The following is a 21,388-nucleotide window of genomic DNA, read 5'->3' on the forward strand; positions in this document are numbered from 1 at the left end:
TAAGAAAGAAAAATTGATTTAATGGTAATCAGGGCTTAGTGATTAAATCTAAAAGTATTCATATTTTCTAGAGTCTGAAAAAGTGCAAGTTTTTAGGATGCTAAAAACTATCAAAATATGTACTTTATAGCGTGGGGAAATTTCTTTAATAATAAATTCATTAATTCAATAGACTTCGGATATGAGCTGCCAAAATATCTGGTTTTTCTAACATAGATAAATGACCACATTTAGGAATTTCCAGAATATTTTTGCCATCCTCTTCAAACATCCAGTGAAAACCAGCTAAGTGTCGTACATATTTAGGCTCCATAATTTTATCTTTAGCTCCAGTAATAAAATAAACTGGTTGTTTTAATTCTGATACTATTTCTGGTAATTTATGAACTTCTGATTCTGTAGTAGACTCCAATAAACTACCGAGAGCAGCTTCATAAGAAGCTGCCACAAAATCAAATAATAATTGTTGTCCCCATTTACGAGAAAGAGGAGTAACTACCTGAGTCCGGGTATATATTTGTCCAAGGAAAGGTAGATAAGGTAGCCAACTGGGACGAAATTTAATTATTTGTGCCCCTACAGAGCGAAATTGATGAAATTCTTCCTTAAGATAAATTCCGCCACCAGAATTAACACAAACTACTCCTTTGATAACGTTGAAGATTTTGTATGCTGCATGTAAAGCAATAGTGCCTCCCAGAGAATGGCCTATCAACCAAGCAGTAGAGATATTAAGTCTTGCTATTAGTGTTGCCAAATCTTCAGCATAAGCAGTGAGACTGTAGGTAGAAATTAATTTTCGTTGAGTTGAGTCAAGGTGAGAATCACCAAATCCCCGTAAGTCGTAAGATAAACATTGGTAATCTGCTGATAATCTTTGGATCAAAGGTTGCCAATAATGGCGACTTAATAGCCAACCATGTATAAAAATCAGTATATCTGGAGATTGAGTGGGATTAGTTAATTCATAAGTGTGTGGAACCGCGCGAATATCTATAGTTGCCATATTTTGATTTTAAGTAGAACTTACTGAAGAAAGGAGAGTATGGGAGGAGTGGGAAGTGTGGGAAGACAGATACAGTAGGAGGAATAATTGTTGATTGATTTTTCTATCCTTGGCCTACCTAAAATCCCAATTCTTGGGTATTTATGTTTGTAAAAGTTGCACTTTTGGAGTATGGAAAAAGGCTATAACCTTTAACTCTAAAGACTTTTATATTTAATCGCCCAGCTCTGATTATTAATTAATTTAATATCTTTCTCCCATTAATCTCTGTCTGACACCTTCAGCGATTTTGTAGCCTAAATATTCTGGAATCAAGCTTTCATTTGGCCCCAAAAGATAAAGAATCAGACGAGTGCGGCCACGCCAAACTAATAAATTGGCATTAACAACTAATAAATCTTCCTGCCAGATAGCATACATAACCTTATAGAATAAACCTGGTTGATTGTCAGCTTCAATTAATAGTGCTGGTAGATGAAATACAGGGTCAACATAAAATTCTGTTGCTACTTCTTCTAAACCACTATGTAGATTAAATTCTACTGCCAACATTTCTTCCACTTCAAAGTGGCCAGCCAGTGATTCTCTAATGGCCCGACGAACATTTTCTGAGGTTTTCTCTGTTAGTGCTTTGCCCCCACGAGATATTACTAACTTAATAAAGACCAACATTGGTGCTTCAATCTGTCCATAAAGACTAAGACTATGAATAGTTAATCCATAAGCAGCCAATACCCCAAAAATGTCACTAAGTAAAAATGATTGATTTCGATAGGTAAAGTGCAGGGCACTTTTGCCACTTTCTGGTTTTAGCTCTATTACAGCTTGTTTACTTTTATACAACTGATATGCTAATTTAAGATTTTGCAGTTGAATATCACTGCTGACAAATTGTTCATAGAACTGTGGAAACGCTCGATTGAAGCGCTTTAGCAATTCTAGTGTTGATGATTTTAAACCCGGAGCCATAATCGAAGAGAGGGAACGGGATATATACTATCTAATAATGTCATCTAATTTCTACTAACTTAACCACGCCTGCATGGGTTTCTGGAAAAATTTGTTTACTGGTTCTGAGTCAATATCTCAGTCTCAAAATTTAGATTATAATAAATCCCCAATTATTGGGGAAAAAGATGCTGCTTCTCAAGCTGTTAGTTTACCCGATAGAAGTAATGGGCGTATCTTTTTTAGCACTGATCGAGATATAGATATCTATGAACTCGAAGAGCTTTGTAATGCTGTTGGTTGGTCTCGTCGCCCATTGCGCAAAGTCAAAAAGGCCATTCAATATAGTTTTCTTGTGGTCTCTATGTGGCAAATGCGAGGTAGTCAGAAAAGACTGATTGGTTTTGCTAGAGCTACATCTGACCATGCTTTTAATGCTACTCTTTGGGATGTGGTTGTCCATCCTGACTTTCAAAGTAAGGGCTTGGGGAAAGCATTGATGAATTATATGATTAAAAAACTTCGTAGTGAGGACATAAGTAACATTACTTTATTTGCGGATCCTCATGTTGTTGATTTTTACCGAAATTTAGGTTTTCTTGCTGACCCAGAGGGAATTAAAGGAATGTTCTGGTATCCAGATTAGCTGTTTGTGAATTGATTGGACATGGCCAAATAAGTCAGTTATATTGTCACAAGCAATCTAGAATTTAGATTCTAAATCCCAAATCTGGTTATTAAAAGGAGGTTTGGGAAATTCCTCTGTTACCTTTCTGCCTTAGATTCATAGTTAATTTCTCTCTAAACTAGATTTAGTATGAGTAGAAATATCTGGCCTGCTTAATTTCTGGTCGATGATTTTGTCAAATGGACTAATAGTTGACTTGATAAGGTTGATTAAAAGTTATTGATTTGTTGAAAAAAAATAATTAATACTAATGATTAGTTCCTAAAATTTTTAAGAAAGAGTGGGATTTAGGTTTTAATCTAGGCCATTGATTAGTATTTATTAGATAATTTACAAGATTTTTACTGGTAAAAATTTGCTGGATATATTTACTGGTTTGATTTTGGCAATTTTTTCTAATTTTTTTTTTCATAAGGCTTGCATAAATGTAGAAAATTAAGCTATAATCTTCTCAGATAGATTAAACGGGATATAGCGCAGCTTGGTAGCGCGCCTGCTTTGGGAGCAGGATGTCGCAGGTTCAAATCCTGCTATCCCGATATATTAATACTTATAATTAACCTTAGCTGCTAGGGTTGTCTAGGTTAATCGTTGGCCTACTCCTGTAATAACAGTCTTGAGTAAGTGACGGAAACTTATAAATGTTTTGATTTTTCTGGACTACAGAGCTTTATATAGAATGTCTCTAATGTGTTTTGGTTGTTTTTCTGCTTAAGTTTGGTTTTGTCTTTTTGGGGCTGGCTGATTAAATCTCAAATTCTTTATATATAAAGGTTTTAGATTTTTTAGGTGGGGGAAAAGTACCTGGTTTTGACTTGCTTAATGCATGTTTCTCGAAAAATCAAAAAGTTACGATTTTGGGCGCGTAGATAGATAGCTGGGCCAAAAAAATTACTTCCTCGCTTCCCTATCCCAATAAAAAGACTTTCCCAAAGCAAACCCTACTTTATTTTTGATTGCAATACAATATTTTATTAGGAGAATTGGAAAATTTATGAAATCATTAACTCGCTTAAGTGCAGTATTAGGAATAGTAGCTAGCAGTTTAATTGGGCCTTCCCTGAAAAATATGTCTGCATTAGCACTACCGGATCAAGAAGTATTACAGAAGTTAACGCCTGTACCAGTTTTTACAGTTACAGATAAAAATGGCTCTCCTCTTGTAGCTTCGATTAAAGGAAAAGATGATAAAGGTAATGCTTCTGTGGCTTCTGTGGCTGGAGTTTTTATTAGCAAGAGTGATGCAGATGCTTTTGTAAATAAATTAAAAGGAGAAAATTCCGATCTGGCAGCTACAGTTAAGGTTGTTCCTGTTTCTTTGGGTGAAGTTTATGAAATGAGCAAATCTGCACAACAGAATGGTAATAAACTACAGTTTGCTTATGTTCCTATCAAAAAACAGGTTGAATCTGCTAAGGCTGTACTTAAGCAGAATGGTAAAGATGCTAACCAGTTTAATGGAGTACCTTTATTTATGGCCAAAGGGGGAGCTGATGATGGATATTTGACGATTCAGCGGGGGGAACAGCAAGTTATTCCTATGTTTTTTAATAAGGAAGATTTGCAAGGAATGTTGGATCGTGCTAAAAGTAAACAACCTGATATTTTTTCTTCTGTCAAAATTGAAGTTGTGAATCTTGAGGGTGTGATTCAAGCTTTGAAGAATGATAACGATCCTTTTTTGGAAAAAATTATTTTTATTCCTCCACGGGAGTCTTTAGAGTTTGTACAAAAGTTAAGACAATCTGGTGGTTCTGGTAATCGATAAGTTGAATTTTTTGGCGACTGTATAGATGGACTTTGAGTCGAAGTGTTTAATTTCAGGTTTAGAACTTTGGCAATGGTATTGTCAAACTAAGGATGATGCTTTGAGGGGGGGGATATCGGTTGCTGAGGTTGATTTATTGTTACAGGAGTTTGCTGGACTAGATAGATTAACGTTGCGTTTGGAGTCTTTTAAGGATTGGCCTAATGTTTCAATGGGACTTTCTTTAATTGAGTTGAATAATCTCTGGCGCCGACGTTTGGAGGATAGGGTTCCGCTTCAATATCTAACTGGGGTTACTTATTGGCGGAATTTTTCTTTGGAGGTGGGTTCTGGGGTTTTGATTCCTAGACCGGAAACTGAGTGTTTGATTGATTTGGTTGTCGCTGCTACTAATTTTGTTCCGGAACTTGGACAAGGACATTGGGTGGATTTGGGTACTGGTAGTGGGGCGATCGCTTGTGGTTTGGCAGATGTATTGACAAATGCTTCTATTCATGCTGTTGATTGTAGTTCGGTAGCTTTGGCGATCGCTAGGCAAAATGCTATAAGTTTAGGGTTGGCTGATAGAATCAATTTTTATGATGGTTCTTGGTGGCAACCGTTGGAAAGTTTGCGGGGTCAGGTGAGTGGGATGGTGGCGAATCCTCCTTATATTCCTAGTGGTATGATTTCTAGCTTGCAAGTAGAGGTGAGGAACTATGAGCCTCGTTTGGCTCTTGATGGTGGTGTTGATGGTCTAGATTGTATTAGGTTTTTAATTGAAACGGCTCCATTGTATTTGGTTTCTGGTGGTGTTTGGTTGGTGGAAATGATGAGTGGACAAGGGGATATTGTGGTTGAAATGTTGCAAGATCATGGTTCTTATTGCGGAGTTGAGGTTTTTCCTGATTTGGAAGGGGTTGAACGGTTTGCGGTGGGTTATTTAAGGTAGGGAAAGTCATTTTCTTAAGCTCCCTGGGTTGGAGATTTTTTGTACTGGGGGTGCTAAAGTTGATGAAATTTTCAATAAATTAAAAAATGAAAAATGAATTAAATAATTCTAGTGTTAATTGAGGGAACAATATCTGCTGATTTAGTTGGCTTTTTTGGTAATACTGTAACAATATTGATGATGCCTCAACGATTTATATCAGGCTGATTTAATTTTTTTTGATAAAGGGTGGAGTTAAAATTAGCTTTTAATTTTAATCTAAAATCATTTTCTTAAGCTCCCTGGGTTGGAGATTTTTTTGTACTGGGGGTGCTAAAGTTGATGAAATTTTCAATAAATTAAAAAATGAAAAATGAATTAAATAATTCTAGTGTTAATTGAGGGAGCAATATCTGCTGATTTAGTTAGCTTTTTTAGTAATACTTTACCAATATTGATGATACCTTGAGGATCTATATGAAGCTGATTTAATTTTTTTTGATCAAGGGTTGGAGTTAAAATCGGCTTTGAATTTTAATCAGGTCAACTATTTGGATGGTTTGATTTGAAGTTAAAATCATTTTCTTAAGCTCCCTGGATTGGAGGTTTTTTGTACTGGGGGTGCTAAAGTTGATGAAATTTTTAATAAATTAAAAAATGAAAAATAAATTAAATAATTCTAGTGTTAATTGAGGGAACAATATCTGCTCATTTTGCTAGTTTTTCTACTAAAACTTTAACTAGGGTTTGCGCTTCTTCAGTCTTTTAGTAGTGGGGAGGAGGGAGAATCGGTGAATGTTGCAATCGGGGAGGAATGGGAATCATAGAAGAAGTAGCCAAAAGAATTTTCTCTTTATTTTCTTCTACCTCTGGAAATGCCCAAAGTCCTAGAATGCATGATTTTTCGGGATGCGTACTGGAACCACCCAAAAGCTGGTACTCTATTAGTACCTATAAAGGCTGAAATCTTTACCAGCAAACACTTTTATGTTTCTATACGCGAGCCCTAACTAGCATTGGTACTTCGGCCTATATCAAGTTGATTTAATTTTTCTGCTAATTTGAAGTTAAAATCATTTTCTTAAGCTCCCTGAGCTGGAGGTTTTTTGTGCTAGGAATGCTAAAATTGATGAAATTTTTCAAAAAAATCAAAAATCAAAAACAAGATGATGAATTTAGTATCTATTGAGATTCTAATTGAGGGGGCAATATCTGGAAATTTAGTCAGCTTTCCTACTGATACAGTACCAGCATTAGCAGCTCGCCCGGATCGAGCTGATTTAATTTTTGAAGCAAAGGGTCGTAGTCAAGAGAAACCTTTAATTCTAATGGGGGCAACTGCTGAATCTTTATGGCCTTATATTTGTGGAAGGGATGAAGAGTTAGAATTATGGCAAAGAGTGGCCAAACAGTATTGGCCAGGGCCGTTGACTTTAGTGTTACCTGCTTCGGTAATGGTGCCTAGAGTAATGAATCCGATTAATCGAACTACAATTGGACTGAGGATTCCTAATTGCGATGTTGCTAGAAAAATAATGGATCAAACTGGGCCTTTGGCTACGACAAGTGCTAATTTATCAGGCCAACCGGCTTTAGAGGGAATGGTGGAAATTAGTGAACAGTTTCCAAATGTTTTGGTTCTTGATTTGTCCCAGAATGAAGAGATGATGTTAGGTTCTGGAGTTCCTTCTACTGTGGCTAAATGGAATAGAATTGGTGGTTGGGAAATATTGCGTCAAGGAGCGGTAAAGTTAGAATTTTAAGGTACTGTTAAAAAATTTAGTATTTTAAAAAAATGGCTGGGCAGGATTTTATCTTTTTGGGATTAGGATTTGGATTTGGGCTAATAGCTAGTAGGTTATGGTCTAGGCAAAAAAGTCAGAATTTATCAACTTCTTCTGTGGAGTCATCTGCGGAAGAGCCTACTTTTGATTCTGAGTATTTAGAGAATATTTTAGAGCAACTGAAACATACTAAACTAGCATATTATATGGCTTCGGAAATGAGTAAGTTTAAGGCTGGTTTTTTGGCTAGAACTGCTCATGAGTTGCGATCGCCAATTAATAGTGTAATTGGTGGACTACAGTTAATCATTTCTGATTTAGCTGATGATCCGGAGGAGGAACGTGAGTTTGTCAACCAAGCTTATAATTCTGCTTTGAAAAGTTTGGGGTTATTGGATGAGATTATTCATGTGGCGAAAACGGAGCATGGGACTGAGAAACTAAATATAGAGTCGCTACAACTGAGTAAAGTTTTGGAGGAGGTAGAAGATTTAACTTATATGCAGGCTGCAAATTATGGTATTCGTTTGCAAATATTACTTCCTGAAGAGGATATCTATGTTTTGGCGGATGAGTCTCGTTTAAGACAGGTTTTGGTGAGTCTGATTGATGCTGCGATCGCTGGTATGAATGAAGGTAGTGTGAATGTTTCGGTTCATCCTGGGAAGGAATCTGGTTATGTTAATATTTGGATTGACGATCAACGTCCTATTAGTGGGTGGAGTGAGTCTTGGGATTTACTGAAATATAAATTTGAGGAGAATACTGAAAAACATAGGAGTGATGATTTTCAGCTTTCTCCTGGGATGAGGTTGTTTATGAATCAAACTTTGTTAGGGTTGATGAACGGACGTTTGGAGGTGCTGGCGACTCCTTCTGAGGGTGAAGAGTCTAGTTTTAATCGAACTCAATGCTCGATTCCTATGTCAATAATTAATAATTAACAACTGGAGAGTATGTATAAAGTTCTTTAGTTATTTCTAGAACTTGGCACTGTCTACTGAACAATTAATAATTAATAATTACCTCTTGTTGTAAAAAAGAGGATTGGCTAAGAGGAATTTTTTTTCTTTTTTCCACAGAGATGGAGAGGCTTTATACCTTTATTTCTGAGTAAGTTTATTTGGCAAGTAGTGGTGGTTGATTTCTAGTTGTTAATTCTATTTCTCCTTCTATGGGTTGATTGTATAATATCATGGTTGTGGTTTGATTGTATTCAAATCCGATTCGTTGATAGAAATTTTGTTGATGGGTTGTCATTAGGTAAACTCTTTCTACATGGCAGACTTGTGGATGACTTAAAATTGTTTGAACTAATTTTCGTCCTAGTCCTCCTCCTTGATAGTCTGGGTGAATGACAATATCCCAAATAGTAGCTCTGTATATGCAGTCTGATGTGGCACGACCAAAACCTATCATTGTTTGGTTATCCCAGACACTAACGACTGGGTTGCTATTGGTAATGGCTATTTCTATGTCTTTTGTTTTTCTATTTTTTGCCCAAATGGCTGCTGAGTTAAATAATGTTATAAGTTGAGGAATATGTACTTTTGCTTGACCTTCGTAGAATTGGATATGACGGTAATCTGTGGTAGTGTTTTTCATCTTTATTTATTAGTTCTTTACTAAGATAGTAGTTATACAGAATAATTTTTAAATGTTTTGTATCGTATCATTATTATTGATTATCATCAATAATATTTTTGAATATTTTTTTGTATGGGTTTGGTTTCTAAGTTCTGTTTGACCATTGAATTATTGGTAATTTAATCCGATGAAAATCTACTGATATTGAACCATCGAAAGTGTTTGCGAAGCATGGAGTAGGAAAACTATCATCTCTAACTTTATTTCTGTAATTTAGGTTGACCAGGTACTTTGGTGAAGCAATGTTTCCAAGCAAATGATTATTATACTTCATATACTTGAAATCTGCTGTAAATTTTGGGCTTGGTGTTCAGAAATAAAACTGTCATGGTAATCAAGAAATAATTGATAATTTGTGGGTATTCTTGGTTCTGTGTTCCCTGTGTCAACTATTAGCTTCCTGGTGGAAGATTTCTTGTAAGGTAGGTTGGGTTGTAGCTTTTTGACCCGTAGGGGTAGGAAGTAAAACCCAAGGTCTGTGTTGGGTTGAGGTAGGAAACCCAACCTACAGTCTTTTTGTGATAGTAATCAAGAAATAATTGAGAATTTCTGTCTATTCCTTGTTCTTTGTTCTTTCTCTCAACTACTTCCTTGCCGGTGGAAGATTTCTTGTCAGGTAGATTGGGTTGTAGCTTTTTGACCCGTGCGGTAGGAAGTAAAGCCCAAGGTCTGTGTTGGGTTTCGTACCTCAACCCAACCTACAGTCTTTTTGTGATAGTAATCAAGAAATAATTGAGAATTTCTGCCTATTCCCTGTTAAGTGTTCCCTGTTCTCTCTCTCAACTAGGAAATTAATTTTGCACAACTACTTATGAAAGTTATCCTTGTTATGGAACGCTATTTTTTTATGGAAAAATATCGGGACTTAGTGTTCAGAAGAAGAAACTGTCCTACTAGAAAAGACAAAGATATTGGGAATGTTTCATACTGTAAGCAGTCAGCAGTCAGCTATCAGCTATTAGCTATTTAGGGTTTGCTGAATAAATCTAAGTTTATCTGTAAGTTTTAATTATAATTTAAAAATATAAGTAATATGAATTTTTCTAGTGATAATGTAACTGAGGTTTGCCCAGAAATTATGGCTGCTCTGGTGGCTGCCAATGAAGGAACTATGATGCCTTATGGTGCTGATGAATACACTGAAAGGTTAGAAACTAAATTTTCATCAATTTTTGAGACTCCTGTAAAAGTTTTTCCGGTTGCTACTGGTTCTGCTGCTAATGCTCTAGCTTTATCAACCATTGCTCCTGGTTATGGAGCTATTTATTGTCATGCTGAGTCTGATATTAATGTGGATGAGTGTTGTGCCCCAGGATTTTATACGGGTGGTGCGAAGTTGGTGACAGTTAATGGTACGGATGCTCAAATCAATCCTTCTGAGTTGAGCAAAACCTTAGAAAAGGGAGGGAGGGGTATAGTACATTATGCTCAACCAGCGGGAGTTAGTCTTACCCAAGCGACAGAAGCGGGAACGGTATATTTGCCTGAAGACATAGATGAGATTGCTAAAATTACTCATGGTCATAATTTATGTTTGCATATAGATGGAGCGCGTTTTGCTAATGCTGTGGTGAGTTTAGATTGTGCGCCAGCGGATATAACTTGGCGACTAGGGGTAGATGTGATGTCTTTTGGGGCAACTAAAAATGGAGCGATGGCAGCAGAAGCGGTAATTTTTTTTAATCAAGATTTGGCAAAGACATTTGGTTATCGTTGCAAACGTGGGGGTCATTTATTATCGAAAATGCGATTTTTGTCTGCTCAGTTGGAGGCTTATATTACTGATGATTTATGGCTCAAGAATGCTGGTCATGCTAATCAAATGGCGAGTAGGTTAGCTCAAGGTTTGGTAGAGTTTCCTTGGGTGAGGTTGTGTCATCCTGTGGAAGCTAATGAAATTTTTGTAGAACTTCCTGAGTCTGTGGTTGATGGTTTGAGAGCTGATGGTTTTGAGTTTTTGGTTTGGCAGAAGGGAACTTTACCGATAATCAGACTTGTTACTGCTTTTAATACTAAAGAGGAGGATGTTGATGGTTTTTTGGCAAGTGTTAAACGTTATTCTGTGATTGATTTGATGGAAAAGAGGGAATAGGGAATAGGTATGGAGGGAATAGGGAGGAGTCATTGATTCTATTTTTTATAGGATTTACGCAAAGGTACTATATGTGGCGTATTGGTGCGTTTCCGCTCAGAGCGGAAACACACCCTACCAATAGGGTTCATGGGTAAGTCCTGTTTGATTTTGGTAAATGTCTAATAGACATCTCCAAAAAGAAAAATTAAAATCAATTATTCTTCCCTGTTCCCACCTTCTGTGTTCGCTGTTCCCTCTTTTCTGGAAATGTCTAATGTTTAATTTGAAACTAAAAATCTGAAGATGTTGAAATTTAATGAGAGTGAAAATCAAGAAGAGTGCGATCGCTTAATTATGGTTCGTTGTCTAGAACTTGCCCAATGTGCTTTAGGTAAAACTGCTCCTAATCCTTTGGTGGGTTGTGTGGTCGCTAAAAATGGCGAAATTATAGGTGAAGGATTTCATCCTGGTGCTGGTCATCCTCATGGGGAAGTTTTTGCTCTCAGAGAAGCGGGTGAAAAAGCTAGAGGTGCTACTGCTTATGTTAATTTAGAACCATGTAATCATTATGGAAGAACGCCACCTTGCACTGAAGCATTGATGGCAGCAGGTGTAGCTAGGGTTGTTATTGGCATGATAGATCCTAATCCTCTGGTTGCAGGTAGTGGTGTGGCGAAGTTGCGGAATGCTGGTATGGAAGTAGTGGTGGGAGTATTGGAGGGGGAATGTCGTAAACTGAATGAAGCTTTTATTTACCGAATACTTAACCATCGTCCGTTTGGAATCTTGAAATATGCGATGACTCTTGATGGTAAAATTGCTACTACTACTGGTCATAGTGCATGGGTGACATCTCCGTCCGCGCGGAGTGAAGTGCATAAATTACGGGTTGCTTGTGATGCTGTGATTATTGGTGGTAATACGGTGCGACGAGATAATCCTTTTTTGACGAGTCGCAGGAGTCGAGATGATAATCCTTTGCGGGTGGTGATGAGTCGCAGTTTAGATTTGCCAAGAGAGGCTAATTTATGGGATGTTAGGGAGGCTGAAACTTTGGTATTTACGGAAGTGGGTTGTAATCGAGAGTTTCAAGAATATTTGAGACAAAAAGGGGTGGAGGTGCTGGAAACTGAGAGTTTAACTCCAGGGGTGGTAATGGATAATTTGTATGAGCGTGGGTTTCTGTCTGTAGTTTGGGAATGTGGCGGAATTTTAGCTGCGGAGGCGATCGCTGCTGGTGCGGTACAGAAAATTTGGGCTTTTATTGCTCCGAAGATTATTGGGGGGGAAACAGCACCTGCACCTGTAGGGGATTTAGGGTTAGCTAAAATGACGGATGCTTTGGAGTTAGAAAATGTTAGTATGCGTGCTGTTGGTTGTGATTATTTATTGGAAGGTTATTTTAATAATTAATAATTAATAATTCAAGACTAAAGCCATGCACACCCAGAAACCCGGTTTCTCCTAGAAACCGGGTTTCTTTGCGTGAGTCCTGGTCATATTAAACATCTCCAAAAATACAAAATTAAATCCACACAAGCATCCTGGTTGTTAGAGCCTCGAAGGCTGTGTTAGAAATAATTTATTATAATTAATAATGCTTACAAATAGTGTACCATACATACGAGTTAGAGAAAGTATATAACCATTAAATTTATCAACTTATAATTGACTACAACCTGAAAATTCGGCATTCCATACATAAATAAATGCCCTTGGGATTTTAATAGTTTTGTCTTTGGGGGTGTCTTCCTTGTTCCCTTATATTTTTGGACGGACAGGATGCCCATCCCACTTATTTATATTCATCTCTTAATTTTGCAAATAGTAATAAAAATCCTGATTTTGGTCTTGTAAAATATAACGATTATCTAATAGATTAACATTGCCATAAACTTGCAAATTTTCTTGAAATATTGGGTCATAATCTTTCAACTCTATTAAGTCTATACTTACTTTTTTCTCAACTTCTCGTAGTTCCTGTAATGTTTGGGGTAATTGCCAAATTACTTGAGTTGGATAATTAGCGATCGCTAAGTAAAAGTTTTTCTCAGATATAACTACTTGTGGTTGAACTGACAGTTTTGATATAACTTTTTCGACTCGCGAACTATAATTATATAAACGTTGAGACTGTCGCTGTTGGAGATTTTTTAGTTTATGAAAAGTGATAAAGCTTGAGTAACTTAAACATAAACAAATTCCTAATCCGATAGCTACTATTTTTTTTGTTCCTAACTGATAATTTAACTGCCATAAACCTGCTACTGATAAGATTGCTATTAAAGGGGAAAAAACTGCTAACCCTCTAATTCCCATATCAATATATTGATAAAGTAAAAAAACTGCTAATAAAGCTGGCATAAAACTAATTAGGCTAAAAATAGATAAATTTATGTAAGCTGACAATTGTTGAATTTTAGATTGATAAATTGCCATAACTAATACAGCTAAAATAATACTCCATAAAACCAGCATGGAAATAGTAATTGTTCCATAGACTGGAAATTTTTTCACATTAATTATGAGAGTACAATTAAATAGAAAATTTTCCCACATCATTCTTAGGATATCAGCAAAATTAGATTGGGATAAAATTCTGGTGGCTGCATAAGGATAAATTTCTTGATTTTCAGCTAGGGGAATTAAAACAGTGACAAATAATAATGCCAAAGTAAAGAGTAAACTGAGGAAAGTTTTTTTGTAATCTTGATTTTTCTGAATCCATAAAATAGCAATACTGGCAGGAAATAATGTTAATAAAAATGGTTTAATTAAATATGCTAAAGCTATTGCTAAACTTAAAAATATGCCTTTGCTAAAACTTTCTGTTTGTAAAAATAAAAGAGCAACTACTACCATAATTACAGCACTAGCTGATATTTCTGTCATTACTGAATGAGTCAAAATTAAAGTATAAGGAAAAATCAAATAAATAAAACTAGCTCCATAACCAACCCATTGATTAAGCAGATTTTTGCCTACTGTAAAAATTAAAAATATTGTCAAAATCAGGAGGAAATAATTAACAAAAAAAGGTGTTGCCTCATTAATTCCTCCTATCAAAAAACCAAGAGCCAAAATTAAAGGATAACCAGGGAGATGAGTATCTTTAGTTGGATAACCTTTTTGAATAATACTACTAGCTAAATAATGGTTACTATTAAAATCAAAATTACGGACAATATTTTGAGCAACAGTATAGTAAAGTGTTTCATCATTCCAGCGAATTTGGAGAGAAATTGGTTTAGTAATGTAGAGAGTGGTCGCTGTTATTATGAACAGTATTAAATAGGGAAATAGATAAGTAAATAAATTTCTACGAAAAGTCACTTCAGTTATCAGTTATCAGTTATCATTTATCAGTTATCAGTTATCGCTACTTCTGGCTGTTTGCGCAGCATGACCTAAGAAAGGCAGAGGCTTGAAATACTGAATTGAATTTTTTTCATCCTCTCTTGAAAGGGGAGGCTTGAGACCTTATTTTTTGGTTATTTTTCAAGAAGAAAGAAGGAAGAAGGAAGAAGGAAGAAGGAAGAAGGAAGAAGGAAGAAGAAAGAAGGAAGAAGAAAGAAGAAAGAAGAAAGAAGGAAGAAGGAAGAAGAAAGAAGGAAAAAGAAAGAAGGAAAAAGTTTAAATATGGTGGCTATTGATCTAGTTCTTCTGTAAACTATAGAATATAATTTTAAAAAAAAGTATTTATAGCAATCCTAAATTGATTGTGACAAATCAAAAAGTAAATAAAAACTCATGAAATTTTAGACACAACTCCAATAGAATTAATATATATATAGCAGTTCTTTAATTTATAAGGTAGAGTTTTATATATCCCCTGCCCCCCTTGGAAAGGGGGACTTTGAAGGCTCCCTTTCCAAGGGGGATTTAGGGGGATTGCAAATTTACCTCTTTGTTACAGTCGCTGGGGACGTATTTGTAAGTGTTTTCACTTAATTTACTTAGTTATAATTAGTACAAATTTTTTAGCTAAGGAACAATTATTCCTCTTACTTTCTCTTTATTAAAAATACCCTATAAAGTCATAAGAAATATTTTAATTTAGTCTTAGGCAGAAGTTAGAAGTTAAATTCTGCCTAATATTAACTTGAATTTCGTCTGTACTTAATCTTATCTATTTCCTTTAATTACTATTAAAAAAAATCCGGAGTTTGACTTTGAAGTTGAGAATGTTGATGATAAGGAACAATAAATCTATAAATAATAATCTTTTTTGTTCCATTTTCTTTGTGGAACTGTTCGCTAAAATTCCTAAGAAAATAAATTAATTGCTAACAGCTAGGAGCTGAATGTTTACTATGGCTGTAGTCATATAGCAGTATAAAATGATTTGTGATAAAAAAATGTAGTGGTTTGGTCTCCTTTCCCCAAGCACAAGGAAATTTCGAGACCAAAAGCTGTTAGATAAAATCTTACAAACTATTTAGGATTGCTATAACTAAATCAAATCTGAATTAATTTTGATGGAGAAAAATATGAAAAGTACACTATTAGAACCAAGATATATTTTTGATGATGAATATCCACTAAATAAAACTATTAATTTTACTGGTAACTATGAGCAAATTTATCAGGAATTTACTGAAAATAATCAAGATTCTCTAGATAGAATTGGTAGTTATTCGTATAAAAAATTCTTAGATGATAATCTGCAACATTGGGAAGTAATTAGATTAATTAAACAAACGAGAATTGAGATTGCTGAACACGCAGAATCAACTATTATTGGTTCCGATCATAAATATGATAAAATTAAAGCAGAATTAGGAATGAATATTATTATCCCCAGAGGTAAAATTGAACAACTGAGGTTTGAAGTTTCTTTCCTAGAAAATAGTAGTGAAGAACCAATAATAGCTGTAGATGGATTGCCATCTGATTTATTTGATGAACAATATTTAGTTAAAGGTAAAATTAATGTCGCTGTTGATAAATTACTAAACTTTATTCCTGTAAATTTTGATTTTGCAAATATTTTACCTGCTGATATTGAACTAGAACCTTGGGAATTTAATCTGGGACGAATGAGAGATGTTAAAATTGATTTTTCTGGAGGATTAACTTCTGAACCAGCTTGGTTTTTTCAAGGTAATGGGATTAAAAATGATGTTAGAGTAGGTCTAACAATTAAAAAACCCAAAAATGTGGATAAAATCACTGCAAATGTGCGAGCAGCATGGGTATATAAACCTGGTTTATTTAGTTCACAAAAAGTTGGAAGTGATGTAAAAAATATCCTGATTTATGAAAAGTAGGTAGTATTGTTATAGATTAGGACTTACGCAGGGACCGCAGAAACCCGGTTTATCCTAGACATCTATTGCTCAAAACAAGGGTTTCTCGTAGAAACGGGGTTTCGCATGGGTAAGTCCTATAGATGTAATGTAGTGGGAGCATCTTGTTCCCATTTCCAGAGTCTGATAACCTTGAGCTTGAGATTAGGACTTACGCAAAGACACCATATATAGCGTATCGGTGCGTTACGAAGTGCGCTTTTCATGTTGGCTCAAGCGCCGAAAACATAACCTACTAATAGGGTTCATGGCTTTAGTCCTGTTTATATCAAATCCGCTGGCTTTGGAGAATAAGGTTCTACCATAAAAAAAGATCGAAAATTCCTAATTTGTAGAGGGTACGGTTCCCGAAAAATTGGAGAGCCAACCCCTACAGGGAATGAATTTTACTGATATTACCGGATTTGATATTAACCACTCCAAAATATCATTATCAATGCTTAAGGTGACTTCAGTTTTTTCCTGAAAATTAGGTAAACCTCGGCTAACAACTGCCTTGTTGAACATTTATGGCGTAATTTCTGGACAATCAGAAAAATCAATTTCTTCATCAGTCATCACATATAGTTTTTCCCAGTCAGTTTGAGAGTTGCTCGAAATAAATTTGTTGTTCATGTTTAGTGGCTTTTCTTGCCCTTAACAAGCTACAATAACAATAGATTTATCTTATATAAACTCATGTCAACTTACGATGAAATAGTGCATCAGGCTCAAAGTTTAAGCCTAGATGAACAAGAACATCTTTTAAAATATCTAGCCTATCTCATTGAGCAAAGGACAAAAATTCCAGCACAAAATAATAGCCTTACTTCATCGCCACTAAAATTAAAGCGATGGCGGGGTTTTGTCCCCAAGCGGGTCGATGCTGTAGAATTTCAGGTAAAAATCAAACAAAAATGGGATGAATAATCAATATATTTTAGATACTAATATTCTGATTTATTACTTTAATGGTGAGCCAAAAGTTCAAGATATATTCGATATAAGGAACAGGCAATATGCCTCTATACACAAAATTATTAAAATCATTCCACATTTATGCAATGTCATAATTTACAGCAGTTTCAGAGTTAGTGAGGTACAAAATTTTATTATTTGTTAAAAGTTGAAAGTCTGTTAGTAATGATTGGTAACACAACCTTCGGTAGTTGTTACAGCAAACGAAGGCTGAAGTGCAAATAACTGTAGCTTACCATCTTTAAAAGTGCTGTAAAGTATTTTCTGTTCCCAGTTAAGTGTTTTTTTTATTCTCTACCTCTACCCTAAATTACTATATCTACAGGACTGCCCAAAAAGTTAATGTAGCAATATTTTTTGCAACTGATATAATTTCTTTCTTTCTTCTTTCTGAGTAAAAAATATGAAACCAGAAAAAATTGCTCCTGGATTAATAAACGCCGTAGAATACTATCAACAACAAGGGGAAAAAGGTCTCAACCTGTACCTGCGCTCGATGGGTATTATTAACGACCCCAAAAATGCAAAACCTGCTTTAGCATCAGTATTTATCCGTTGTGCAGAAAATGCTAATTTCAATCACCTGAAAGAATATGGAGTACAAGTCAAACAGTCTAGAGGTAAAATTCGTACAGCATTTGTTCCTCTAAAAAGCTTAGAGCGTTTATCCGGAGAATCAGCGATCGCTCGTATTACTCCCTCCCGTCACTTGAAACCTCTATTAAACATAGGTAAAACTACTATTAATTTACCTAATTTTCAGGCAAAAACTAAATTAACTGGCAAAGGAGTTATCATCGGGATTATAGATAGCGGTATCGACACTACTCACCCTGCTTTTACGAATAGAATTTTGCGGATATGGGATCATACCCTTTCTAATGATGGTAACACCGAATATCCGGAAGGTTTAGAACTAACTAACGACTTACCAAAAAAAATATTAAGAATGTCTCGCGACCAAACTGGTCATGGTACTCATGTTGCTGGTATTGCGGCAGGTAACTATCATGGTTGTACAGGTGTTGCTCCCCAAGCAGATTTAGTCATAGTTAAAGCAGGTTTGAATACAGATATTGCAGATGGGATAGACTACATATTTCGGATAGCAGATGAACTGGAACGACCAGCAGTAGTGAATCTGAGTTTAGGAAACCACGATAATGCGCATGATGGTAGCGATCCGTTATGTAATTTCATTGACCAAGAATCTGGTCCTGGCAAAATTGTCTGTTGTGCGGCAGGTAATGAGGGAAACGTTGATATTCATGCAGAAACTATTCTCGAAAACAATCAAGAAGTTTCCATTCGTTTCCTTATACCTGCTTCCATCTGTGCCAATCATACCAGATGGCAAGCAGAATTAAATGGTTGGTATGCTAGTCAAGATAATATTGAAGTGGCAATACAGTCTCCAGAGGGAAATCGCACTCATTTTCAGAATATTGGTGAGAATGGCTACTCCCAAAAACATCACCATTTATCAGGAGCGCAGGTACAAATTACTATGTACGGTCCAGAAAATACAGACAATGGCGAACATTGGTTTCATATTAAAATTAGTGACGATCCTGGTTCGGTGTCGATCGCTTCTGGAAATATAGGAACTTGGCGACTTTTGTTGAAAGGGGTTACGGTGAATCATGGTAGGGTTAATATCTGGAGTGGAGAGAATAAAAAAGGATTTGATGTCGTGTTTACAGGAGGTAAGGTACAAGATTTGATCAAAATTGGTTCTCCTGGTGCGGCAGCAAAGGCAATCACAGTTGGTTCTTACACAGCGCGACTTTCTTGGGAAGATGTGGAGAACAACTGGCAAAAGGTGGGATTAGATTTACATACAATTTCCGAGTTTAGTAGTCCAGGTCCTTTGCGTAATGGTATTCAGAAACCAGATGTTGTTGCACCGGGAGAAATGATAATTTCTGCTTTGTCTTCTACTTCTAATTGTCCGCCGATGATGCAAGTTGACGAGTTTCATCGAGTGATGCGGGGTACAAGTATGGCGACACCTTTTATTACTGGGTTGGTGGCTTTACTGTTGGAGAGGGAACCGCAGTTAACGCCTGAAGAAATTAAGGAACGTTTGCATTCTGCTAGTTTGATTCCGGGAAAACCTTCTGGCAGTTTTGACCCGAAATGGGGTTTTGGTTTGATTGATGCTGAGAAATTATTATATAGCGCTAGGGAATAGGGAATAGGTATGGAGGGAATAGCGGTCCTTTTTACTGGCACAAAAAGGACCGTTTAGGTCTTGGACTGACGCGGGGTCTAACCAGTTACAACTGACATCATTGTGGGGTGAAACCACTATCTCATAGGGACAAATAGCCATTTGTCCCTACAGATAGTGCATAATTTCATGTTTTCGGTAAGTCCTGTTTATGTATAATGTATGTCCAACTTTTGACAGCAGTTTTCATTTGAGTAGATCGCAGTAGGGACGTTGCATACAACGTCCCTACAAAATTTTGGTTATGGCTCCGGTGGTTTATGAAGAGTGAAAAGTGCTGTAACTTTTGTCGTTAGCTCCTTATTTCCTTAAAAATGACAGAAAATTTGATCATTTCCATCCATGAAACATTCCAAAGAACTATTCAAGGAGAAGGCTATTGGGCAGGGACACCAGTAGATTTTATTCGTCTTGCTGGTTGTCCAGTAGGTTGTCATTATTGTGATACTGGCTATGCTGATGGAGGTATTAGTTTACCACGAGAATTGAAAACTTTTGATGAATTAATTAATGAATTATTTTCTCCAAGAATTGTTATTTCTGGTGGTGAACCTTTTATTCATAAACAACTACCTGCTTTAGTAAACAAAATAGAAGCTACTGGTAAAAAAGTTTCTATAGAAACTTCTGGTTGTTATTGGCAAGATATTTCTCCTAATACTTGGATAACTCTTAGTCCCAAACAACATATTAATCCTAAGTACGAGATTATACCACAAATGTGGAAACGCGCTTCAGAAATAAAATTAGTGATAGAAACTGGTAAAGAATTGGAGTTTTATAGTAAAATGTTATTAGAAAATAATAATATTCCTGTTTTTCTACAACCAGAATGGTATAGTCGAAATTTCACTTTACCATTGGTCTTAGAATTGCTTCAGAAATATCCCCATTACCGACTATCTGTACAGTTACATAAATATTTAGGGGTGCAATAATTTCGAGTATTAAAGTTAGAAATTAGAGTCCTTTAAAAGCTTTTGAGGGAATAGGAAACAGGGAATAGGGAATAGCAAAAAAAAAGACAAATAATTGTACTTTATCAGTAAGTATTCAGCCGTTAGCTGAAGGCTGAATACTTACCTTGATAACGAAAGGAAATTACCATAATATTTTTCCTTCTTTTGAGGAAACAGGGAATAGAAAATCAGAAAAATAACTGTACTTCCTTCTTCCTTCCTCTCCCAATCAAAAAAAGCTGCCTATTGGTAAAAATAGACAGCGAGTTCAGAACTGCAGATGGAGATACACCCTGATAGTTAAAAAAAATGTAGTAGATCCCCCTGATGGATAACTCCTAGATGGACTAATAACCTGATGGTTTAACTCCCTAATGGCTTAGTCTCCACATCCCAAATAGCAAGATTCGGGAGATAATAGTATAAGACTACTAACGCCTTACTTCCGGCTTTTGTAATCCATCAGGCTGTGCCTATGCTTCTTTTATAATTACAGACTGATTCTTGGAAATACAAGAGGTCTTTTGCAAAAACCCAGTTTTTGCAGATTGTAAGAGTATTAATAGTCGATTTGAAATAACTAGACAGGGTTCATCTACTACAATGAAACAGAATATTATTGCTTTAGGGTTAATCGCCTCCGCAGGCTTAACATTTTCTCAAGCACCTAAGGCCAATGCCTGGAATTTTGGGCTGTCCAATCAGACTACTATTGAAAAGAGTCAGATATTAGCTCAAGATGCTGAACCTTACACAGGGAATGGTGAAGATGAGAGAGAAGAAGTAAACACAGACAAATAAAAAAAATCAGGAAAGCCGAAATAGCTTCTTTGATTGAGAATAGAAAGGTTAGACTAGATTTAACATTGGGTAGGACTCTAGATTAATGATTGGAGTCCTACCTTAAATTATTCTAGTCAGATTTTCTAATCAGTATTATCGTTATTGACCAAAATGATGGACACAACAACTACTACTACACGCCGAAAAAGGCTGATTACGAGAACTGCAGAAAGAAGACAAGCTACTCCCAAAGAAAGACAGTTAATCCATCTTTTAGCTAATCTTGGCTGTAGTTGTGCCAGATATGCCTTTGAACACTCTA

17 protein-coding genes and 1 tRNA gene are annotated in these 21,388 nt (G+C 35.9%); 14 read left to right on the top strand and 4 right to left on the bottom strand.

Annotation, left to right across the window (positions count from 1 at the left end; translation table 11 throughout):
- Nucleotides 1-160 precede the first annotated feature (160 nt).
- Entirely contained in the window at nucleotides 161-1,006 is an 846-nt protein-coding gene (locus tag VKJ25_RS11315; RefSeq protein ID WP_324236737.1) for an alpha/beta fold hydrolase, read from the bottom strand.
- Between the two features lie 243 nt (nucleotides 1,007-1,249).
- Complete coding sequence (locus tag VKJ25_RS11320; RefSeq protein WP_324236738.1) at nucleotides 1,250-1,975, bottom strand: ACT domain-containing protein; 726 nt, start codon at nucleotides 1,973-1,975, stop codon at nucleotides 1,250-1,252.
- A gap of 73 nt (nucleotides 1,976-2,048) precedes the next feature.
- On the opposite strand from VKJ25_RS11320, the gene VKJ25_RS11325 reads away from it, so the two are divergent.
- The 6 genes from VKJ25_RS11325 to VKJ25_RS11350 all read left to right on the top strand — a co-directional run bounded on the left by VKJ25_RS11325 (nucleotide 2,049) and on the right by VKJ25_RS11350 (nucleotide 8,048).
- Nucleotides 2,049-2,600 (top strand): GNAT family N-acetyltransferase, encoded by a 552-nt coding sequence (locus VKJ25_RS11325; RefSeq protein WP_324236739.1) that lies wholly within the window; start codon nucleotides 2,049-2,051, stop codon nucleotides 2,598-2,600.
- Nucleotides 2,601-3,107: 507 nt separating this feature from the next.
- A tRNA-Pro gene (locus VKJ25_RS11330) sits at nucleotides 3,108-3,181 on the top strand.
- Nucleotides 3,182-3,636: 455 nt separating this feature from the next.
- The gene (locus VKJ25_RS11335; RefSeq protein WP_324236740.1) at nucleotides 3,637-4,410 is read left to right on the top strand and encodes a Tic22 family protein; all 774 of its coding nucleotides are present in this window, start codon (nucleotides 3,637-3,639) and stop codon (nucleotides 4,408-4,410) included.
- Nucleotides 4,411-4,435: 25 nt separating this feature from the next.
- Nucleotides 4,436-5,341 carry a peptide chain release factor N(5)-glutamine methyltransferase gene (gene prmC / locus VKJ25_RS11340; protein ID WP_324236741.1) on the top strand — a complete coding sequence of 302 codons (906 nt, stop codon included), beginning with the start codon at nucleotides 4,436-4,438 and terminating at the stop codon, nucleotides 5,339-5,341.
- Nucleotides 5,342-6,489: 1,148 nt separating this feature from the next.
- Entirely contained in the window at nucleotides 6,490-7,083 is a 594-nt protein-coding gene (locus VKJ25_RS11345) for an L-threonylcarbamoyladenylate synthase (protein ID WP_324236754.1), read from the top strand.
- A 32-nt stretch (nucleotides 7,084-7,115) separates the two neighbouring features.
- Nucleotides 7,116-8,048, top strand: a complete 933-nt coding sequence (locus VKJ25_RS11350) for a sensor histidine kinase (RefSeq protein ID WP_324236742.1) — start codon at nucleotides 7,116-7,118, stop codon at nucleotides 8,046-8,048.
- Nucleotides 8,049-8,223: 175 nt separating this feature from the next.
- On the opposite strand, the gene VKJ25_RS11355 is transcribed toward VKJ25_RS11350, so the two are convergent.
- Nucleotides 8,224-8,709, bottom strand: a complete 486-nt coding sequence (locus VKJ25_RS11355; RefSeq protein ID WP_324236743.1) for a GNAT family N-acetyltransferase — start codon at nucleotides 8,707-8,709, stop codon at nucleotides 8,224-8,226.
- 1,075 nt (nucleotides 8,710-9,784) lie between these two features.
- Here VKJ25_RS11355 and VKJ25_RS11360 point away from each other — a divergent pair.
- Nucleotides 9,785-10,843, top strand: a complete 1,059-nt coding sequence (locus tag VKJ25_RS11360) for a threonine aldolase family protein (RefSeq protein ID WP_324236744.1) — start codon at nucleotides 9,785-9,787, stop codon at nucleotides 10,841-10,843.
- Nucleotides 10,844-11,128: 285 nt separating this feature from the next.
- Nucleotides 11,129-12,238 carry a bifunctional diaminohydroxyphosphoribosylaminopyrimidine deaminase/5-amino-6-(5-phosphoribosylamino)uracil reductase RibD gene (gene ribD / locus VKJ25_RS11365; protein ID WP_324236745.1) on the top strand — a complete coding sequence of 370 codons (1,110 nt, stop codon included), beginning with the start codon at nucleotides 11,129-11,131 and terminating at the stop codon, nucleotides 12,236-12,238.
- Nucleotides 12,239-12,637: 399 nt separating this feature from the next.
- Here ribD and VKJ25_RS11370 read toward each other — a convergent pair whose 3' ends face one another.
- Nucleotides 12,638-14,158 carry an ArnT family glycosyltransferase gene (locus tag VKJ25_RS11370; RefSeq protein WP_324236746.1) on the bottom strand — a complete coding sequence of 507 codons (1,521 nt, stop codon included), beginning with the start codon at nucleotides 14,156-14,158 and terminating at the stop codon, nucleotides 12,638-12,640.
- 154 nt (nucleotides 14,159-14,312) lie between these two features.
- On the opposite strand from VKJ25_RS11370, the gene VKJ25_RS11375 reads away from it, so the two are divergent.
- The 6 genes from VKJ25_RS11375 to VKJ25_RS11400 all read left to right on the top strand — a co-directional run bounded on the left by VKJ25_RS11375 (nucleotide 14,313) and on the right by VKJ25_RS11400 (nucleotide 21,084).
- A complete protein-coding gene (locus tag VKJ25_RS11375) occupies nucleotides 14,313-14,462 on the top strand; it encodes a hypothetical protein (RefSeq protein WP_324236747.1) in 150 nt (49 codons plus the stop codon).
- A gap of 853 nt (nucleotides 14,463-15,315) precedes the next feature.
- Nucleotides 15,316-16,095, top strand: a complete 780-nt coding sequence (locus VKJ25_RS11380) for a hypothetical protein (RefSeq protein ID WP_324236748.1) — start codon at nucleotides 15,316-15,318, stop codon at nucleotides 16,093-16,095.
- A 717-nt stretch (nucleotides 16,096-16,812) separates the two neighbouring features.
- A complete protein-coding gene (locus VKJ25_RS11385; RefSeq protein WP_324236749.1) occupies nucleotides 16,813-17,043 on the top strand; it encodes a hypothetical protein in 231 nt (76 codons plus the stop codon).
- Between the two features lie 451 nt (nucleotides 17,044-17,494).
- Nucleotides 17,495-19,285: a S8 family serine peptidase gene (locus VKJ25_RS11390; protein WP_324236750.1), complete on the top strand. Its 1,791-nt coding sequence runs from the start codon at nucleotides 17,495-17,497 to the stop codon at nucleotides 19,283-19,285.
- A gap of 353 nt (nucleotides 19,286-19,638) precedes the next feature.
- Nucleotides 19,639-20,262 (top strand): 7-carboxy-7-deazaguanine synthase QueE, encoded by a 624-nt coding sequence (locus VKJ25_RS11395; protein WP_324236751.1) that lies wholly within the window; start codon nucleotides 19,639-19,641, stop codon nucleotides 20,260-20,262.
- A 624-nt stretch (nucleotides 20,263-20,886) separates the two neighbouring features.
- Nucleotides 20,887-21,084 carry a hypothetical protein gene (locus VKJ25_RS11400; RefSeq protein ID WP_324236752.1) on the top strand — a complete coding sequence of 66 codons (198 nt, stop codon included), beginning with the start codon at nucleotides 20,887-20,889 and terminating at the stop codon, nucleotides 21,082-21,084.
- Nucleotides 21,085-21,388: the final 304 nt, after the last annotated feature.

It is taken from the genome of Okeania sp., assembly GCF_035285525.1.
In the GTDB taxonomy this organism is placed as follows: domain Bacteria; phylum Cyanobacteriota; class Cyanobacteriia; order Cyanobacteriales; family Microcoleaceae; genus Trichodesmium.